Origin of the sequence: Neolewinella persica DSM 23188, from assembly GCF_000373105.1 — a bacterium.
Taxonomy (GTDB): Bacteria; Bacteroidota; Bacteroidia; order Chitinophagales; family Saprospiraceae; genus Neolewinella; species Neolewinella persica.
This window is the reverse complement of sequence record NZ_KB890447.1, coordinates 273,170-291,695: the sequence shown is the minus strand read 5'-3', so window position 1 is coordinate 291,695 and position 18,526 is coordinate 273,170. Positions and strand designations below refer to the sequence as shown.

14 protein-coding genes are annotated in these 18,526 nt (G+C 53.1%); 3 read left to right on the top strand and 11 right to left on the bottom strand.

What is annotated here, in order from left to right; all coding sequences use genetic code 11:
- Positions 1 to 64 precede the first annotated feature (64 nt).
- The 7 genes from B036_RS0120160 to B036_RS0120130 form a co-directional block, all read right to left on the bottom strand.
- On the bottom strand, positions 65 to 1,336 hold the full coding sequence (locus tag B036_RS0120160; protein ID WP_020570545.1) for a TRAP transporter large permease: 1,272 nt from the start codon (positions 1,334 to 1,336) through the stop codon (positions 65 to 67).
- On the bottom strand, positions 1,333 to 1,800 hold the full coding sequence (locus B036_RS0120155) for a TRAP transporter small permease (protein WP_020570544.1): 468 nt from the start codon (positions 1,798 to 1,800) through the stop codon (positions 1,333 to 1,335). Before B036_RS0120155 ends, B036_RS0120160 begins: the two co-directional genes overlap by 4 nt.
- Positions 1,797 to 2,822 (bottom strand): TRAP transporter substrate-binding protein, encoded by a 1,026-nt coding sequence (locus B036_RS0120150; protein WP_020570543.1) that lies wholly within the window; start codon positions 2,820 to 2,822, stop codon positions 1,797 to 1,799. The genes B036_RS0120155 and B036_RS0120150 overlap by 4 nt, the downstream gene beginning before the upstream one ends.
- Positions 2,823 to 3,292: 470 nt before the next feature.
- Positions 3,293 to 4,843, bottom strand: a complete 1,551-nt coding sequence (locus tag B036_RS30280; protein ID WP_020570542.1) for a flotillin family protein — start codon at positions 4,841 to 4,843, stop codon at positions 3,293 to 3,295.
- A gap of 93 nt (positions 4,844 to 4,936) precedes the next feature.
- Positions 4,937 to 5,452, bottom strand: coding sequence for a KH domain-containing protein (locus tag B036_RS0120140; protein WP_020570541.1), 516 nt, complete (start codon positions 5,450 to 5,452; stop codon positions 4,937 to 4,939).
- 425 nt (positions 5,453 to 5,877) lie between these two features.
- Positions 5,878 to 6,867: a YihY/virulence factor BrkB family protein gene (locus B036_RS0120135; protein ID WP_020570540.1), complete on the bottom strand. Its 990-nt coding sequence runs from the start codon at positions 6,865 to 6,867 to the stop codon at positions 5,878 to 5,880.
- Positions 6,857 to 7,270 carry an acyl-CoA thioesterase gene (locus B036_RS0120130; RefSeq protein WP_020570539.1) on the bottom strand — a complete coding sequence of 138 codons (414 nt, stop codon included), beginning with the start codon at positions 7,268 to 7,270 and terminating at the stop codon, positions 6,857 to 6,859. The genes B036_RS0120135 and B036_RS0120130 overlap by 11 nt, the downstream gene beginning before the upstream one ends.
- A 210-nt stretch (positions 7,271 to 7,480) precedes the next feature.
- On the opposite strand from B036_RS0120130, the gene B036_RS0120125 reads away from it, so the two are divergent.
- The 3 genes from B036_RS0120125 to B036_RS0120115 all read left to right on the top strand — a co-directional run bounded on the left by B036_RS0120125 (position 7,481) and on the right by B036_RS0120115 (position 11,394).
- The gene (locus B036_RS0120125; protein ID WP_044103237.1) at positions 7,481 to 8,632 is read left to right on the top strand and encodes a Gfo/Idh/MocA family protein; all 1,152 of its coding nucleotides are present in this window, start codon (positions 7,481 to 7,483) and stop codon (positions 8,630 to 8,632) included.
- Between the two features lie 84 nt (positions 8,633 to 8,716).
- Positions 8,717 to 9,838 carry a helix-turn-helix transcriptional regulator gene (locus B036_RS0120120; RefSeq protein WP_020570537.1) on the top strand — a complete coding sequence of 374 codons (1,122 nt, stop codon included), beginning with the start codon at positions 8,717 to 8,719 and terminating at the stop codon, positions 9,836 to 9,838.
- Between the two features lie 83 nt (positions 9,839 to 9,921).
- On the top strand, positions 9,922 to 11,394 hold the full coding sequence (locus tag B036_RS0120115; RefSeq protein ID WP_020570536.1) for an alpha/beta fold hydrolase: 1,473 nt from the start codon (positions 9,922 to 9,924) through the stop codon (positions 11,392 to 11,394).
- 25 nt (positions 11,395 to 11,419) lie between these two features.
- On the opposite strand, the gene B036_RS0120110 is transcribed toward B036_RS0120115, so the two are convergent.
- The 4 genes from B036_RS0120110 to B036_RS33710 all read right to left on the bottom strand — a co-directional run bounded on the left by B036_RS0120110 (position 11,420) and on the right by B036_RS33710 (position 18,289).
- Positions 11,420 to 11,914 carry a DinB family protein gene (locus tag B036_RS0120110; RefSeq protein ID WP_020570535.1) on the bottom strand — a complete coding sequence of 165 codons (495 nt, stop codon included), beginning with the start codon at positions 11,912 to 11,914 and terminating at the stop codon, positions 11,420 to 11,422.
- Between the two features lie 105 nt (positions 11,915 to 12,019).
- Positions 12,020 to 16,312 carry a DUF7619 domain-containing protein gene (locus B036_RS0120105; protein WP_020570534.1) on the bottom strand — a complete coding sequence of 1,431 codons (4,293 nt, stop codon included), beginning with the start codon at positions 16,310 to 16,312 and terminating at the stop codon, positions 12,020 to 12,022.
- Between the two features lie 315 nt (positions 16,313 to 16,627).
- Positions 16,628 to 17,746 (bottom strand): FG-GAP repeat domain-containing protein, encoded by a 1,119-nt coding sequence (locus B036_RS0120100; protein WP_020570533.1) that lies wholly within the window; start codon positions 17,744 to 17,746, stop codon positions 16,628 to 16,630.
- A gap of 57 nt (positions 17,747 to 17,803) precedes the next feature.
- Entirely contained in the window at positions 17,804 to 18,289 is a 486-nt protein-coding gene (locus B036_RS33710; RefSeq protein ID WP_157472259.1) for a hypothetical protein, read from the bottom strand.
- Positions 18,290 to 18,526 lie beyond the last annotated feature (237 nt).

The window sequence follows — 18,526 nt, the reverse complement described above, 5'->3', positions numbered from 1 at the left end:
CCCTGCAACACTTGCAACCAGAGCGAAGCGACCCTGCAACGCCTGCAACCAGAGCAGAGCGACCTCACCCCAACCAGGAAGGCAACCACAAACAAACCCCCGGTACCAGCGTCACCACCGTTAGTATCGCCAGATTGACCAATAAAAAAGGGATGCTCGCCCGACTTACCGCCCCGATCGGTGTTTTACCGATGCTGGAAGCTACGAAAAGGCAGATACCAAGCGGTGGTGTGGTTAGTCCAATCACCAGGTTGAGGACCGCGATGAGGGCGAAATGGATCGGCTCCACCCCTACCCCGGTGGCTACGCCCAGCAGAATGGGAAAGAGTATCAACAAAGCTGCGACCGTTTCCATGAAGGTGCCGACAAGGATCAACAGCAGGTTGATCAGTAACAAGACCATATATTTATTGGTGGTGAATGCAAGTATTTCCCCGGATATCCATTGCGGAAACCGTTCGGTGATCAGGATCCAGCCGAAGAGATTCGCAAAGCCGATGATTACCATAAGGGAGGCCGACACCTTCATGCTGTCGATCACGACCACCAGGATGCGTTTGAAGGTCAGTTTCCGGTACACGAACAGGCCTACAATCAGCGCATAGATTACCGCTACAATAGAGGCTTCGGTCGGCGTAAACAAGCCCCCGATGATGCCGTACAGGATGATGATGGTCATCAACAATGCCCAGAAAGTATTGATGAAGCCCTTACCGATTTGCCGCAGCGAGCTGCGCTCGCGTTTGGGGTACCCTCGCCGCCGGGAGATGATGTAGGCCGTCACCATCATCCCCAGGCCCAGCAGCAGTCCGGGAATGACGCCGGCCAGAAAGAGCTTACCGACCGAAATCCCACTCAGGGTTGCGGCGATGATCATCGGTACGCTTGGCGGAATGATGGGACCAACGGTACTGGACACGGCGGTGATCGCACTGGCGAAAGGGCCATCGTAGCCCTCTTTCTTCATCGCCGGAATCATAACGGCACCGATGCTGGCCGTATCGGAGATGGCCGTGCCCGAGATGCCGGCGAAGAGCATGGAGGTGCCCACATTAGCCAGGGCCAGGCCACCACGAATGTGGCCAAACAGGTGGTTACAAAAGTTGATGATCTTTGCCGTTAGTCCGCCTTGGTTCATCAGGTTCCCTGCCAGGATAAAGCCAGGAACAGACAGTAGGACAAAGACGTCGATTCCTGAATACATCTTCATGGGTACTACCACCAAAGGGATCCCTTTTGCGAGCAAGTAAGCCAGACAGGCCAGGCCCAGCGCAAAGGCGATCGGAAAACGGAGCAGCAGACAGGCTACGAAAACAAGGGCGAGAATGGCGATCATGCTTTAGTATTTCGGAAGCGCTTTAATTCGGAGAGGAGGGGCAGGACAGCCAGGGAGGCAAACAGCAAAAACATGCTGAAGAAAGAAAAAGCCATCCGGATATGCATTCCCGGAGACCTTTCGGCGTAGCCCATGACCACGAACTTCAGGGAATATACCGCCATGGCCCCACACAGGAGAATAATGCTCAGATTGACAATAACCCCAAGTCTTTTAGCCCAGGCAGCCGACAACCGATCGCGCAGCAGATCGAGGAAAACGAAGTAACCATCTTCCAGGGCGGGGGCTGCGCCAAAGGCGACCGTGTAAATGAAGAAAAGGCGGGAAGCTTCTTCCGTCCAGGGCGGCGAAGCCGCCAGGAAAAAGCGACCGTATATCTGGATGAGCACACTCAGGATCAAGCCCAGAGTACTCAGGACAATCCCGGCCCGTAGTATTCTACGAATGGTTTTTCTTACGTTCATTTTCCTTCATTTGCCGCTTTACGCTCCGCCATAAAAGACCGGTACACTACCTGCATTTCCGGGCTAAGGCTTTCGTAAATCGCATTTTCGCACCGTTCCTGGAAGGCAGCCTTATCGACTTCCACAAAAGTCATTCCCTTCTCTCTTAGCTCCTCCATCACCTTAGTCTCGTTGTCTGTAAACAGTTGATGCTCGAAGGCCTGCATGTTCTTTGCCGCCGTCAGGAAGATCATCTGCAAGTCGTCGGGCAGCGCCTGAAACTGTCGTTCCCCCACCACGGGGTAGCTCCAGCTCATGACGTGCTCCGTCAGGTTGACGTATTGCTGTACTTCGGCGAAACCGGCATTGAGGATCAGGGCGAAGGGGTTTTCCTGGCCGTCGACCGTTCCCTGTTGCAAGCCGGTGAATACTTCGGAAAAGGCCATTGGCGTTGGCTTAGCGCCCATGGCCTTCCAGGCCGTGACGAATGACGGCACGTTGGGGACCCGCAGGATCATGCCTTCCAATTCATCCGGATGGCGAATGGGTCGATTGGAGGTCAGCTGGCGTGGTCCTCGGATAAAATGCCCCAGGGGCCGCAGGCCCATTTCTTCCAACATCTCCCGTTCGATGCGTTGGCCGATTTCTCCTTCCAGCAAAGCGACACGGTCTTCCTCGCTCTTCAATAAAAATGGTAATTCGCAGAAGGCGGCGATCTCAATCCAGTTACTCAGCAAAGACCCCGTCACCGTCATGTCGATCACCTCCGCCTGGATCAGGCGGATGGCTTCGATTTCCTTGGCCAGTTGCTCAGAGGGATAGACTTCCACCTCCATTCTTCCGTTTGATTGTTCCTCAATTTCTGCGGCAAAGGCGTTCATGGCCTCGTACCAGGTGTGTCGCTCGTTGGCCCAAAGGGCTACGCGGAAGCGAAACTCTGGCGCTGTTTCCTGACGGCAGCCGGATAGGGAACCACAGAGTAGCAGGAAAATCAGGCTGCGCAGGAGTAAAGGGGAAAGGGGGAAAGAGAAAAGAGGGAGCATCTTCCGGAGGTTGAAGGGATGCTCAAGATAAGTGTACCTGACAAGTATATTTTGGAGGCTTGTGGTCTGTGGGGGTATTTATGTGCCACTTATCACTCAGGGTGGGGGTCGCTGCGCTCCATTGCAGGGTGCAGGTAGGGTCGCTGCGCTCCCGTTGCAGGGGTTGCAGGGTCGCTGCGCTCCCGTTGCAGGGGTTGCAGGGTCGCTGCGCTCCCGTTGCAGGGGGTGCAGGTCGCTTACGCTCCGTTGCAGGGTTGCAGGGTCGCTGCGCTCCCGTTGCAGGGGGTGCAGGTCGCTTACGCTCCGTTGCAGGGGTTGCAGGTCGCCTCCGCTCCGTTGCAAGGGTGCGCGGGCTGTAACACTTGCAACCACTGCAACACTTACAACTAGAGCGCTAGCGACCAAAAAAGGCCCGGCTCCCCACGAAGGAAAGCCGGGCCATTCAAATAAACTACGAATCAAACTACTCATTAACTCTTGTTGCCGTCTCCCTTCTGGGGAGCGGACTTCGTTTCGTCGACCGTTTCGGCGTCTTCCGGCTTTTGCTGCACCAGCCCGTTGGGCAGGCTCATGCCACTCTGGCTGAGGAAGTCGTTGAGTTGGGGGACCATGCCATAGAGGCCCTGGACGAAGTTGCCTACGCCCTTGCCATTACCATTGTCGTAAACGATGACCTTGTCGATCTCGACGTCCTTGATGGCTTCGATCTGGATCTTGGTCAGTGCCTCCAGTTTATCGAGCATAAGGTAGTTGATGGCGCTTTGGGCATCTCCGCCGGCGGCGGCGACAAGTTGCTGGAAACCTTCGGCCTGTTTCTTGAGCAATTCCTCCATACCCTGAGCTTCGGCCTTATACTTTGCGAGCGCAGCATCGGCTTCGCCTTTTGCAATCTCTCGCTTACTTTCGGCCTGAGCCTGGGCAGCAATCACCGCCTTTTGGCGCTCGATATCGGCCTGGACAACCTGCTCGGCTTCCTTCTCTGCCTTCTCCTTCAGGGCGCGGGCTTTCTCGGCAGCTTCCTGGGCTTTATAGGATTCCTCCTGGGCCTTGGCGACGGCGACTTTGCGGGCAGCTTCGGCACGGCGATTGGCTTCAGCGAGGGCTACGTCGCGGGCGGCGTTGGACTCGGCGATCTTGATGGCCGCTTCGTTCTTACCCTCCTGGGCTTCGGCGTTGAATTTGGATTCTCCGATCTCGGCACGTGAGTTGGCGTCGGCGACTTTGATCCGCTGTGCCTGGGTCGCCTCGGCTTCACCGACCATGGCACGGGCGTTGGCATCGGCAATCTTGATGCGTTGTTCCTGGGCAGCTTCCGCTTCACCGATCTCCGCCTGGGCGGTAAGGGCAGCTACTTTAGTCCGCTGTTCCTGCTGCGCTTCGGCACGGCCAATGCTACCGGTACGTTTCTCCTGAGCAACTTTAACCTCCGCCTCATTGATGGCACGGGCGGCAGCTTCCTGACCGAGGGCCATGATGTAGCCAGACTCATCCTGGATATCAGTAACGTTTACGTTGATAAGGCGAAGACCTACTTTGTGAAGTTCTTCCCCTACGTTGGAGTAAACACTGGAGACGAATTTGTCGCGGTCGGTATTCAGTTCCTCGATGTCCATGTTGGCAATCACGAGACGCATCTGGCCCATGATGATGTCCTGGCTCAGGCGGGCAACCTGCTCGCGAGTCAGAGACAAGAGGCGGTTGGCCGCTGCGAGCATCAGGTTTTCGTCTTCACCGATACCTACGGTGAACTGCGAAGGGACGTTGACCCGGATATTCTGCTTGGAAAGCGCATCCTTGAGGTTCACGTCGATGGACAGCGGCGTCAGGTCGAGGTAGCGATAATCCTGGATGACGGGCCAGACAAAGGCAGCGCCACCGGCGTAACATTTAGCGGACTGGCCACCACCAGTTTTACCGTAGACGACGAGGATCTTATCTGAAGGGCAACGTTTGTACCGGCTGACCAGGAAGAAGACGAACAATACTACTAGGAGCACAGCTCCTCCAATTAATTCGAACATAGTGATAAGGGTTTAGCTCCCCGGTGTGGGGGGGATTAATGAGTGATTTTTTTCGAGTTATCGAGGTTGTCAAGTTTTCTGGTTATCGGGTTGTCAGCTAGTTGGGCTGACAACCACCACCCCATCTTCCCCGATCTGATCGACAACGATGGGGGCTCCGGTCGGGATGTCCTCGCTTAATAAGGAGCGGGCTTTGAGTTCACGCTTACGGCCCCGGACCGTGACCTGCACTAACCCCTCGCCATCGGCGGGGATGCGGAGGTATACTGTACCCTGCTCCATAATGGCGTCTTCGATGGACCAATTGACGAACTCTTGTTGAGAAAGCAAAAATTTCAGGAGTAAGCTCAGCAAATAAACGCCTACTGCACCTGCGGCCGCGCCCACCAGAAAAGCCATAATAGGATTAGCTTCCGTAAGCAACACCAGGCGAACCACCCAGGCACCTACGGCCAGGAACGTCAGTACGCCTTTAAGCGCACCGAGTCCTCCACCGGCGTCAGTATCGACATCCAGATCAAGATCCAAACCACTTACCAGTGACAAGAGCAGCAGCAGGATCAGAATGCCCCCCGCGGTCAGGGCGACGTAGGAAAGTATGGTAATCATGAGCGGCGGGTTTTACGGCGAACAGACTGAAAAGGACGAAATACTATCTTGCTTTTGGCAAAATTAGATCGGTTGGCGCTCCACCAAAAAAGGAGGATCATCAAACCAAAACTTAGGGGAATCGCTGCAGTAAGTATAGTGGCCATGGGTGTCTGATTAGTAACCACAATAACGCCAAAACATTCTATTACCGTTGTGTCGTTTGTCGAAGGTTTCGGGATGTACGTCGGAATAGCGGTCAACCTCACGTCTGAGGAGAGAATGGACGGAGTGTTTTATAAGTGGTGAGCTTCCCCTCCGGAGAAGATTGGACGAGGCGCTCTATGAGCGCAAGGGGCTCCAAAACTCTTCTCTGGCGCTCATAGAGCGCTGCGTCCAATCGCGATTACAAATCGCGGGGACCGGGGCGAAATCGCGAAAACTGGTCATTCCTCCTCCACCAAAGTAAGGTCCCTGCGCACCGCAATGGCGGCGTTCAGCTCAAACCCAATGATGAGGATAAGTGCGTTGAGTTGGAGCCACAGCATCACAATAATAATGGTGGCGATGGAGCCGTAAAATTTGATGTAAGTATCGTACCGGTCAAAACCGTCGATGTAGAAACTGAAGGCAACCGAAGTGGCGAGGGAAAGGAAGGTGGCCAGCGTGACGCCGGGACTGAAGTAGCTAAATTTTTTGATCGTCGCCGCACCGTAGCGGTATAGAGTACCGATGGTAACGTAGTACAGGCTGATCATGATGATCCACCGGAGAACATTGCCCATAAAGGAAGCAAAACTACCGGCGGAAGCACCGGTAAGCCAGTTCACGATGGAATCTCCCATGATGACAAAGAGCGTACTGGCCGCGAGGAAAAGGCCGATCAGCAACGTCAATCCAGCGGCAATCAGGCGTTTTTTAAAGACATTGCGTTGCTTGAAGGTCTTAACGTAGCTTTTTTCGAAGGCTGCCATGAGCGCGATAACGCCGTTGCTGGAGAAATAAATGGCCAGCAAAAAGCCGAAACTGAGCAAGCCGATCCTGGGTGAATTCGTGATTTCCTGAACAAAAACAAGCACAAATTCTCCAGCCTGGCCGGGCATCACCTGGCTGATCTCTTCGTCGAGCGTCTCGTTGAAGTTGCCGATGGCAGGGTACCAGATCACCAGGACATCAAGCACAAAAGGCAGCAGGGTGAAGATGGTCAGCAGGGCAGGAAAGAGGGACAGAAAAATGCTAAAGGCAACACTGTTGGCGCGGGTAAAAAGATCATCGCGTTGCACCTCATGAATTACAAAAACGACCACGTCGTAGATGGGCACACCATGAAAGCCAATGAAGGAATTTTCTTTGGTGTACTTGAGTATTCCAAGCCAGACGGGGTGCTGGAGGAAAAAGTTTTTAAGGCTAACTAAGATTCGCAGCTTACGCTTCAAAATGAGGCCGAAGTTTTTCAAGTAGATAGTCCGGTGCAGGCACGGCTTTACCGGTTTTCATATCGACGAAACACAATTTAACGGATCCGCCATTCACCAACTTACCCTTCGGATTACGAATTTCGACATGGAAGGTGATCGTATCAATTGGCAACTTACGCAAAGTCGTGGTAATGGTCAACAATTCATCATAACGCCCCGGGCGCACAAATCGTTGGTTCAGGCTCATGACCGGCAGCATGATGCCGTGCTCGACCTCCATATTAGCGTAAGTCAGCCCGAGGTCACGCAGCATTTCGACCCGGCCGATCTCGTACAACAGAGCATAGTTTCCGTAGTAGAGGTAGGCCATCTGGTCGGTTTCGCCATATCGTACGCGGTGAGTGGTGGTGGATTCGAACATGGTTGGTCTATTCGCTTGTTGGTCTGTTGGAACAGGGCAAAGTTACGAGAGTTTTTGGCGCGGCCGCAGGTGCAAAGTAAAAGGATAAAGGAGCAAGGGGATAAAAGGAAGGAATCGTCTTAATTCCCCTTACTTCTTTTTCCTTTTCCACTTTACCGCTTTTTTCCCTTACTCTCCGTATTATGGCACTCCAAGAAAACAACAACTAAGATGTCCAGAAAAATAAGAATGGGAATGGTCGGTGGCGGCCGCGGAGCATTTATTGGCGGCGTCCACCGCATTGCTGCAGCAATTGACCAACAGATCGAGTTGGTTTGTGGTGCCTTCAGCTCTAACCCTGAGAAGAGTCGTTTGAGCGGTGAGGACTTTTACCTTCCGCAGGACCGTGTTTACGGTAGTTACGAAGAGATGATCCTGAAAGAAAAGGAGCTTCCACTTGGTGAGCGAATGGACTTTGTGTCGATCGTCACCCCCAACCACGTCCATTTCGGCCCGGCAAAACTGGCTCTGGAGAATGGCTTTCACGTAGTCTGTGACAAACCGGTCACCTTCAGCGTTTCCGAAGCCAGGATCCTGGTTGACCTGGTAAAGGAAACTGGTTTGATATTCGCCCTAACCCACAATTACACCGGCTATCCGATGGTTAAACAGGCCCGCGATATGGTCGCTACGGGCAAGATCGGGAAAGTTCGCAAGGTGGTGGTGGAGTACCCGCAGGGTTGGCTGGCCACGAAGAAGGAGGAAACGGACCACAAGCAGGCTGGCTGGCGGGTAGACCCCGCGAAGTCGGGCATGGGTGGTGCCATGGGGGACATCGGCACCCACGCCGAGAACCTGGCAGAATACATCACCGGGCTCAAGATTACCGAAGTCTGCGCTGACCTGACCTCCTTCGTGGAAGGTCGTTTGCTGGATGATGACGCCAATATCCTCCTCCGCCTGGAGGGTGGCGCCAAGGGAGTACTGCACTGTTCCCAAATCGCCGTTGGCGAAGAGAACGCCCTCAACATCAGGATATGGGGAGAGACTGGCGGCCTGGAGTGGCACCAGATGACCCCCAATACGCTAATCGTGAAGCAGCACGAAGGCCCCGCCACTCACCTGCGGACCGGCGTCGGCGAGCTCTCCGACGCGGCCAACGCCCACTTCCGGGTGCCCGCAGGGCACCCCGAAGGTTACCTCGAAGGCTTTGCCAACATTTACCGCAACTTTGCCTCCTGCGTCCGCGCCCGCTTAGAAGGCACTACACCTAATCCGCTGCACACTGATTTCCCTTCCGTCGAAGACGGTTTGCGCGGCATGATCTTCGTGGAGAAGGTGGTGGAGAATAGCCGTGGGAGCGAAAAATGGACTCAGTTGTAGGCTTAAACTCAGTGGGGTCCGTTTATCGGGTTTAAAGCACAATGTTTTCAACTTTACTCAATTTCTCTCCCTTCGGATAAGCTTATGCCGCCCCTAACGATACTCCTCATTGTAGTCCTCTCGATCGGCGCGGTCCAGGGTATTGTATACGGAGCATTATTTCTGCGGGGAGAGCGATCTAATGCTACTGCATCTCGCCTTCTGGCCGCCTTATTGTTCTTCTTCGCTTACCAGCTGGTCATCGAAATTCTCCGGCTTTTTGGCCTGGGGTACTACGATGTCTGGTACCACCTCACGCAGGAGTTCAATTGGATTTACGGCCCGCTAATTTATCTCTTCGTCAAAGCCTGGTTAGAACCGGACTTCCGGTTGTCCCGCCAGGATTGGATTCATTTCCTCCCCGTCGGACTTGAGTTGCTGTGCAACAACTTCGTTCGTTCCCAAAATTTCTATTGGGACGGGACACGCGACAGCCTCTCCTGGCTAGGTTACTGGGGCTACGTGGTATGGATGAACTACCCCTTTAAGTACATTGTCGCCAGCTTGCTGCTGGTGTTTTACACTCGCCGGGCAGCGTTACTCGTCCGGGCATTTCCCGCTACTAAAAAAGTCGCCTGGCTGGCCCGTGTTTTACGCGCCTTCTCCTGGTATTTCGCCATAATCATTGGCATTGTGCTCATCGATTTCGCCCTTTTCTTCGACGCCTCCTTCAGGACTTTTTACTATTTCTTTACCCGATTCTATTACTATCCTTTGTTCATTGGCATTGCGGCGCTAACGTACTGGCTCGGTATGGAAAGCTACCTCAAAAAAGCGCACCAACCCCAACCGGACAAAACGGCCAGTAGTCCGGAACAGTTAGCCGGCCTTGAAACCCTCGCCAGCCGGATCAGGCAATTGATGACCGAAGCAAAAGTGTACCAGGACCCAAATCTTTCGTTGCATTCGCTGGCGGCTCAGCTCAACGTGAAACCTTACCTCATCAGTCAATGCCTGAAGGAAATAATGAAAACACGCTTCAATGACTACGTTAATCGGTTCCGCATCGAAGCACTGAAACGACGGCTCCGGGACCCCGGGAAGGCGCACTACACTTTACTAAGTCTGGCCTTCGAATCCGGTTTCAACTCTAAAGCCTCCTTCCAGCGTGCAGTAAAAAAGTTTGAAGGCATCTCTCCGAGTGCATTACGCGAAAAACTGGCCTGACTACTGGGCTCAATTAGCTAATTGAGCCACCAGCAGGGGGGTTCTGGTCCTACGTTTGTGGCAGAACCAATCTCCTCCTTAGTATGCGCTTCGTAATTGCCGCTCTATTAATACTTGTACTTTTTAGCTGCCAGAACCAACCCGCCAGTTCGGTATTCACCCCACGCTTTACAGCTTCGAACGAACCGCCCGTCAAGGTGGATGGGAAGAAAACACCTTACACTTTCGGCTACTTGGAAGTACTAGAAAACCGGCAACGACCAAATGGCCCAACGATCCAGCTGCCCGTCTATATTTTCAAAAGCAGGAAGGCTAACCCGGCACCCGATCCAGTATTGTATACTGTTGGAGGCCCTGGCTACACTTCAATGGGTGCAGCACCCTACATGCGGGCTTTTCAATACCTTGACGACCGTGACCTGATTTTGTTCGAACAGCGAGGAACCACCCACGCTAAGCCCAACCTTGCCTGCCCTGAATGGACGGAGGTTGCCCCCCGCGTAGCGGGCCTTAACCTGAGCCCGGAAGCACTTAATGCCGAATACGTAAAAGCCGCCGAAAAATGCCGCGATCGACTGAAGGCCCAAAATATCGACCTGGACGCTTACAACACCCGGGAAATTGCTGCTGATATTGAAGACCTCCGCCGGGCACTGAACATCGATCAGCTCAACCTGCTCACCATCTCCTACAGCACCAAGATTGCCCAAACTATGATGCGCGACTTCCCCGCCAGCCTCCGCAGCGTAGTGATAGATTCCCCGCTGCCATTAGCCGTGAACTACGATGAAAGCTCGATCACCAACCTGATGGAGACCTACGACAGGGTCTTTTCTGATTGCGCCAATTCCCCGAATTGTGCCGCCAAATATCCGAATCTAGCCCAACGCTTCCGTGACTTTCTGACGAAAGTCAGCGACCAACCATTAGCGCTGCAAGTGGGCCGCGCCGATGGCAAAGGAGACACGACAGTACAATTGAGGAGCGCTGACGTTGTCGATTATCTTCCAGAATTATATACAAGCTCGGCAGCCAGTTTTCCCGCTATGTTGGACGCAATAATAAATGGTAATACCCAAATCCTGAAGGACAATTTCTCCTGGCCAACCGCCGGCTCCGGCAACGGAAAAGGAATGCGTCTCTCCGTCTGGTGCAGCGAAGAGCTGAGCTTTACCTCCCCGGAGAAGGTGGCTGAAGAAAGCACACGATTCCCCTTTTTACGAAACAGGAGTCCACTAGTTTTCAGCTTTGAGGTTTGCCAAACCTGGAGCGTCCGCGCTGCGCCGGCAGAGGAGAATGAACCCATTAACAGCGACATCCCGACTTTACTCATCAGCGGCACCTACGATGTGGTGACGCCGGTTAAATGGGCCACGCAGCTCAACCGGGAACTCAGTAACAGCCATCACCTCATCTTTCCGGGTTGGAGCCACGGTCCTACGACTTACTGGGACAACTCATGTGCGATGGAAGCGGCGAATGCTTTCTTTAATTCACCAGGACGGGCACCAGAACTTACTTGCTTTCAGGATTTAACCTTACCGGTCTTTAACTGACTTTTCTCCAGTCTAATAGAAAGCTTCAAATCCCCATCCGCCTCAAGAACCCCTCAATCTGCCGCCGGTGCCTGAGGATGTGTACAATGGCATGTTCGAAAAGTTGCTCCACATCATAGCGCTGTCCCCACGTTACGTTGATTTTGGCATTGGGGTTGTGTTCTTCCAGGTGCAGGTCTGGATAATCGAGAAAAAGTAATTCGTTGTAGGCCATTACGGCGTCGAGTGCTGCTGCGTAGTCTGCGGCGGTAGGCAGCGGTTGCCGGTCGTGATAATCCAACGCCTCCCCTTTCCACTTCCGGACGGCGATCGCGTAGCCGTAGCCCGCACGAACAACGTGGCTCAGGATGGTTTGAATGGATCGACAGTCTTCGTCCTTAGTTTCATGGTCAACGATTTGACAAAGTGCTTCATCGCTCAGGCCGTTAATAACCGTTTTCAGATCGGAGATGGCGCGGGCATATTCGTCGGTGAGGGCGGACTTGGCGCCGGCGTCGGTGTGGGAGGAGGGGTATCGCATTTAGGGAAGATACAGTAGTGCAGCTTTACAGCGCATTCTTCCCGGGGCGCGGCCGCAGGTGCAGGGGAAGGAATATTGGAGCAAGCAACCCTGCCCGGAATACGGCTACCACTTCACCACCCGGCGGGTGGTAAACCGTCCGGTGGCTACCTCCATCACCCGGAGGTAATATGCTGCTGCGGGTAGGTTGGAAAGTTCTAACCGGCCACTGCTTTTAAGTTCCGTGGTTTGCATCCTGCGGCCGCGCCCATCAAAAACGGTGATCAGTAACTGGTCGGGCAAAGAATAAGCGAGGGTAATGCTCCCCGGAGTTGGATTTGGGAATACGCGCAGTGTTCCGGGTAAAGGGTTACGGACCGAGGTTGTGCCATCTTCGCCGTCGCAATCTTCATCGACGCCGTTGTCACTAATCTCCAAGGCATTAGGATTAATGTCCGGGTTTTCGTCATCACATTCGTCCCAGAAGAAGAAACCATCTGCATCCTCATCCAGGAATTCTACCACGGTGCTGATTACGGTGTTAGTGACTACCGGTGCGTTGAAGTCAAAGTAAATACCGGCAGTATTAGCAACTTCGCGGTCCAGCGCGGTGTCGGCCAGTTCGACGGTAAAGGCGAAGAAACCATTGCTAGCCTGGTAATTGACACTGCTGTCGGGCAACAGAATATCATCAAAAAACACTTCCAAGAGGCCGTTGTCTTTAAGTTCTACGCGGTACGGATGGCTAGCATCCAGAGGACGAAAGGTTTTGAGGTCCAGGTCCGAACTCAGTTGGTCCTCCAGGCGAACGTTGAAGGCGGTGTCGTTGCCCGTATTCTGGAAACGAATGGTATACGTCAGGGTCTCGTCGATTTGAGTATAGTTACTATTGCTCGGTTCAGCCCTGGCGGGCTGCACCAGTTTATCGTTGGGATCGATGGCGCAACGAAGGACGGGTTCGTAGACGAAAGTGGTGGTGGTCAGGGAATCAGCGGGTGTTCGGCCCCGGGCATTCAGCAGGAAGGGGATGACCTCGCCGGCTCGGTTTTCGTCGGGAAGGGTGAGATAGATTACGTTTCGCCACCTGGCTCCGATGGCTAGTTCAGGTATGGCCCAAGACAGCACGTTGTCAATGTTTTGGTCCGGGGGAATTAGGGTGCTGTCCATACTGACTTCCGAATCCAGGCTGAGAAAGACTTCCAGGTCGGTCAACGGCTGGCAACCGTCGTTGGTGAGGTTGATCCAAAAAGGGACGGTAAAACCGCAGCGGACGGGTGCGGAAAACAATTCGGCACGCAAAGACCCTCTTCCCTCATTAATGATCAGACCGAAATCCGGAAGCGTATCTCCCGGCGCCACGCGGAGGGAATCCGGAGTGGTGAATTGCCAGCAATCATCGGGAATCAACTGGACGACATAGCCCTCGCCCGGTTGGCCGAGACGGGGATAACGCCCCTCCTGATTGGTGAAGGTGGTGAGGCTTTCGTCGACGAAGTCGAAGCGGACGGGCTGACCCGGAACGCCTGCTTCGTTTACATCATATTGGCCGTTTTCATTTTCGTCCACGAAGACGATTGCCGTTTCGGTATCCTGGGGATAGATGATTTTGAGGTAAAAAACGGTTTTGGTGAAGAGTTCCGTGATATTAAAATAAAACTGCCCGCCGAAACCGGTTATGTTCCCGAGGAAAGCCGTTTCCGGAAGATCGAGGTCGATGGTTAATAATTCACCCGTAGCTGGTTGGTAGACATACCGGAGTTGAGAACGCCCCGATTGGGGACTCAGCAAGAGCCAGCCGCTCTCCGTATTCAGACCATCATCATACAGGCGAAGATCTCCGGGCAGCGTAAGGACAATATTGGTACCGGTGCCGGTACCGTCAGAATGCCACACCTCCGTGGAGTTTCCATTTAGGCGTACGAAAGCGTACGTTCCATTACCGATATCCGTAAGGTCATTCAACGGTTGATTAACGTCTGCTGCCTGCGCCAGGGCTCCCAGGGAGTCTTCGGTCAGGTCGGTAGTGGATACCGTGCGGGAAAGCTGGTCAGGGGTCAGCACCAATACGCCATCCGGCAGGGCACCGAGGTGGGAGGGTTTCCGGCCGGAGATTTCACTGCGAAACAACTGAAAGGCACCTCCCTGATAAAGGTAGATATTCACCTCCCCGGTTTGGGGATCTTCTGTAGTAAGGCTGGCCGGGGTTCCACCTCCACCCCGGAAGCTGGAAACCCGCCTTCCGGTGAACGGACCGGTCCCCGTGACTTCCTGTACCTCCACCCCGGAAGCGTAGCGAAAAAAGCGGTTATTTCCGTCGGTGCCGGGGAGCGCCAGAAATACCGTATCCGCCAACCTGAAAATGAGGTCTCTGGCATTACTTGGGTTATTAAAACCGGGTATGGGAAGATCAAATGTCCGTAAGTCGTAATTTTCTGCGTCAAAGCAAACCAACTGCCAATCTCCCTGAGAAGCATCCTGGTTGATAAAAATCACCTCATTCCCTACCGTGAGTACTTGGGTAAACCTGTCCAGGTCGGGGAAAAAGTTGATTAAATTCAGGGTCAGGGTATCATTAATCAGCTTAATGGAAGGTGCTGAGCGGGTGGTATACACATAGTAGCCATTATCAGTTCTTTCTTCCAGTTTGTTTACGCCTGCCGCCAGGATGCGCAAACTATCGCCGGCGGGGTCCAGTCGGTAAGCCTCACCATGAACGGTAACGGCAACCATCTCTTGTCCAATCTTATCGAGGGTAGTGAAATTATTCTCCCCCACCAAGTCGTGGACGTCAAGGATCAGGCGAGTACCGGATCGGGTACCATCTGTACGAAATAAGGACATACCGTTGATGAGGTCATTGGCCAGAAAGTACATTTCATCGTTCAGGACGAAGAAGTGAATATCGCCGTCAGACACATTCGGAGGAGCATCGTAAAGCATGGTGACGGTATCCTGTCCGAGAACCAGACTAACCGGACTCCGACCGATACCACGGCGAAACAAAGGGAAGTAAGCCATGCCGTTCAGAGCGCTTAAATTGATCCCAAATTGTGGGTCGGAACCATCAGTAAATCGCTGCAGACTGCCATCGGCCAGGTGGTGGGAGACCCAGTTGTCATTGCCGGACAAACGGTTGTTGTAAAGGAACCAGTCTCCGGCGAAAGCACTGCGGTCTTCGCTACGGATCAGCATGCTATCGACGATCCGAAAACGGGGTTCTGCATCCATACGGCGTATTCCATAAAGATGGGCCTCGTTCTCATTTGGGAAGTTATTAGCGGAGGTATTGAGGTATACGTCGCCGGTGGATTTATTCTCGTAATAAGTGAAACTTACCGATGCGGGAAGGCCGGCCTGGGTCCCGATGCGTACCGTTCCTGCCTCCGAGCCGTCGGTCTGCCAGATCTCCGGGAGCCAGATGTCATCAGTTAGCACAACAAAATTGAACCATCCATCCGGGAGGGATTCCCTGGCAAAGAAATTAGGCGTAATACCCTGCACGCCATCGGCAGTAAAAGCCCCGAATTCCCGAAAAAGACGAGCACTGGCAGCAGTCCCCTCGTGGATAAAGAGTTCTGTACCGTTCCCGAGTACGTCGGCGATGTAGACGATACCGCCGGGTGTTGGCGCGAAATCGAATAGTGTAATCGGTGTGGTTCCTGAGGGGTATTCAATAGTACGCAGGGTACGTGTCGAGTCAGTATCAGGGTCAAAGGCGTGGAAGCGATTTTCAGCAATGAAGTAATATTCTCCCTCGTACAGGCGCACCCGATTGGCGGGTGGAGGGACGAAGTCGAAAATACGGTGCGTTCGGGCGGGGGTTCCGTCGGTGAGGTACAGCCCACCCGACAGCAAGGAAAAGACCCAAAAGTCTCCTTCCTGATCCACCCTGTAAGTTCCGGATTCAGCCCTGAAAAGCTCCCTGTTTTCGGCGGGATCACCCGTAACGTGAAGCGCTATTACACCTTCGTCACCCTTTATGTCCCGATAAAGAATCAGGCCGGTATTGGTAGTTACCGCTTCGGGAACTAAACGCCCAAAAACGTTGGTCAGCGGCGTGATCAACATATCTGTTTCGGACAGTAGGTAAACCCCTGCATCGAAGCTTCCCCCTTCCAGAAAAAAGATCCGACCTCCGGGTACCGCCCCCAAATCATTCACGACGATGTCATCTTCTACGAGAACGTCGCGAATCGTTTGGCCGTCAAAATGATAAAGGCGGGAAAAGGCATTTGCAATGGAGACGATCATTTGCCCACCGGCAAACGGAAAAGAAGCTATCCTTTCGTCCGGCAACCGACCATTTTGAGTGGAGGGAACTTCGCCGGTTATCGCAACCGGCGATTGGCCAAAGAGAGAAACAAAACCGGGAGATAAAAAAAGGAATATCGGAATAACGTAGCGCACAAATAGTTTCATAGGGAAGATTAGGAGTAAATGAAACGAAAACCAATAGGTTAGCATGTATTACTGCTGCAAGTTACGGCGTGATGTATAGTTACTATTGTTTCCCCCTCTTATCCAGTTGTAGTTGAATTATTTAATAGTAATAACGCGAATCAAGCGCTAAAGTGAGTCTCGCTGCTCTACAACTAGCTTGGGATTCAGCGAATAATTAAAGGAGAGAATAGGCTACCGCAATAACCACTCTCTTCGCTACGCTTTGTTCGCCATGGTGAGCAAGCGGAGTAAAGGGAACCACCCTAACGGTGAAACTGTCGAAATATTCGATATTCAGCGTTTCGTCCGATTAAAGTAATAGCGGTTTATTTCGTCCGAATTAGCTTCGATGATTTCGAGCAGTCCGTCACCATTTAGATCCGCGGCAATGATGTCGTAGGTATCGAAGGCGTCGTCAGTGAGCTGGTACTTTGTCCACTTCGCCCCTATTCCCATATTCAGGTAGACAACATTTGGACTTTCGGAATTCCCGACGATGATGTCTTGATCACCGTCACCATCCACGTCAGCCACGGCCACGGCGTAGCTGTCATTTTCGTCCGGGCCAAGTGTTTCAGACGTGGAGAAGGTACCCTGGTTGCTCCCGAAGTAGATCACATTAGGTTCGCCAATATTGGCCGTAACGATGTCTGGGAACCCGTCTTCGTTCAGGTCAGCTACCGCCACGGACCTGGTATTGTCCTTGCCGGTGCCGAAGGGTGTTTTCCTGAAAAACCCCAGCTTCCCGTCGTTGAAGTAAACATAGTTTGGTTGTTCATCTCTGTTCGCCAGCACCAGGTCCAGATTACCGTCGCCGTTCATGTCTTCGATTTCTACGTCGATGGTAGCATCTTCTTTATTACCGAAGTTCATCGTTTGCTGAAAATTGCCGGTACCATCGTTGAGGCAGATTTCGTTGGGTCGGCCCCGGTTCGTGATCAGAATGTCGACATCCCCATCTTGGTCCAGGTCTCCCAGGGTCAGGTTTCTTGTGGAGGAGTATGGTTCTCCGAAGGAACCGCTCCGGGTAAAATTTCCCTTACCGTCGTTCAGAAATATGTTGTTGGGCGCCATATCGTTACCGACGGCAATATCGAGATCGCCGTCGTTATCCAGGTCAGCCAGCTCGGTCGCATAGGTAGTAGCCCTATCGTTTCCGAGATCTTTTTCGACGGTGAATATTCCTCGACCGTTATTGATAAAAATTCGGTTCTGCCCCGGCCAGTGCCTGCCGTTGGCGACCAGGACATCGTTGTCGCCGTCGCCGTCGATGTCTCCGCAGGAGACGGAGGCGGTTAGTTCTTCGTAGGTTCCCAGAATCAGTCGAACATTGGCTTGCATAGAGAACTCCTGAGCGGTTAGCCCCTGGCCGAACAGACAGAGCAGGCCGATGGTGAAACAGGTAGTCTTCATTCGGCTGGTGGTTTAAAATACTTTTTCATGGTAGTTTTTCGCATCGGCGTTTGCCGCTTACTGATGATAAGCAGGGTTATGCGCCAAGGCACCACTACAAGTGCTACATGTGCCAGCAACTCCGGCACCCCCTGCGCATCCATTTCCACAGGTATAATGCCATACACCCGCTGCATTTTGAGCAGCTTCTACTACGGGAGGTGTGGCTGAAGGCGCTATTGGGTTGGCAGGAGGCGCAATATTATCATTGGCATGATAAGCCGTGTTGTGTGCTAAAGCACCTCCACACGTGGCACAAGTATCATCCTTTCCCCCACCTCCAGCGCAACCTTGGTTGCAGGTATAGTGCCAGACACCTGCTGCATTTTGAGTAGGCTCAGGAATGGCCGGATTTTGAACCGCAGCACTTGGTGGCGTAGGCGAATCTGAAACTCTCAGCGATTCCCTGGCTTTTTGCCTGACGTCATTAGAATTGTCATTACAGGCATAGAAAGAGATGGCTGAACTGAGTAGTAGTATGGTGATGATTTTAATGTATTTCATGGTGGTATTTTTAAATTTCATGCTATTTAGTGGGCTCCGCTACTCCAGGTAACATTTGCTAAAGGTAGTAAATAACGGAGCAGAACCACTTCGCACTTGAGCTGGGATGACCGAGCCGTTTGCAAACGGCTCAACCCCAGTGCCGGGCTTCACTCACACGCCCGACCTTCAGCTAGTTATTCCGCACGGTGGCGGCGTTAGCAATATCCTCACTTAGCTATGGAGCCCGGCACTAGC

Excerpts from the sequence above, each read along its gene's own strand:
- B036_RS0120110 (WP_020570535.1), bottom strand. The coding sequence starts at position 11,914 with ATGCGATACCCCTCCTCCCACACCGACGCCGGCGCCAAGTCCGCCCTC.
- B036_RS0120125 (WP_044103237.1), top strand. The coding sequence starts at position 7,481 with ATGTCCAGAAAAATAAGAATGGGAATGGTCGGTGGCGGCCGCGGAGCA.
- B036_RS0120120 (WP_020570537.1), top strand. The coding sequence starts at position 8,717 with ATGCCGCCCCTAACGATACTCCTCATTGTAGTCCTCTCGATCGGCGCG.
- B036_RS0120155 (WP_020570544.1), bottom strand. The coding sequence starts at position 1,800 with ATGAACGTAAGAAAAACCATTCGTAGAATACTACGGGCCGGGATTGTC.
- B036_RS0120100 (WP_020570533.1), bottom strand. The coding sequence starts at position 17,746 with ATGAAGACTACCTGTTTCACCATCGGCCTGCTCTGTCTGTTCGGCCAG.
- B036_RS0120105 (WP_020570534.1), bottom strand. The coding sequence starts at position 16,312 with ATGAAACTATTTGTGCGCTACGTTATTCCGATATTCCTTTTTTTATCT.
- B036_RS0120130 (WP_020570539.1), bottom strand. The coding sequence starts at position 7,270 with ATGTTCGAATCCACCACCACTCACCGCGTACGATATGGCGAAACCGAC.
- B036_RS0120140 (WP_020570541.1), bottom strand. The coding sequence starts at position 5,452 with ATGATTACCATACTTTCCTACGTCGCCCTGACCGCGGGGGGCATTCTG.
- B036_RS30280 (WP_020570542.1), bottom strand. The coding sequence starts at position 4,843 with ATGTTCGAATTAATTGGAGGAGCTGTGCTCCTAGTAGTATTGTTCGTC.
- B036_RS0120150 (WP_020570543.1), bottom strand. The coding sequence starts at position 2,822 with ATGCTCCCTCTTTTCTCTTTCCCCCTTTCCCCTTTACTCCTGCGCAGC.
- B036_RS33710 (WP_157472259.1), bottom strand. The coding sequence starts at position 18,289 with ATGAAATACATTAAAATCATCACCATACTACTACTCAGTTCAGCCATC.
- B036_RS0120115 (WP_020570536.1), top strand. The coding sequence starts at position 9,922 with ATGCGCTTCGTAATTGCCGCTCTATTAATACTTGTACTTTTTAGCTGC.
- B036_RS0120160 (WP_020570545.1), bottom strand. The coding sequence starts at position 1,336 with ATGATCGCCATTCTCGCCCTTGTTTTCGTAGCCTGTCTGCTGCTCCGT.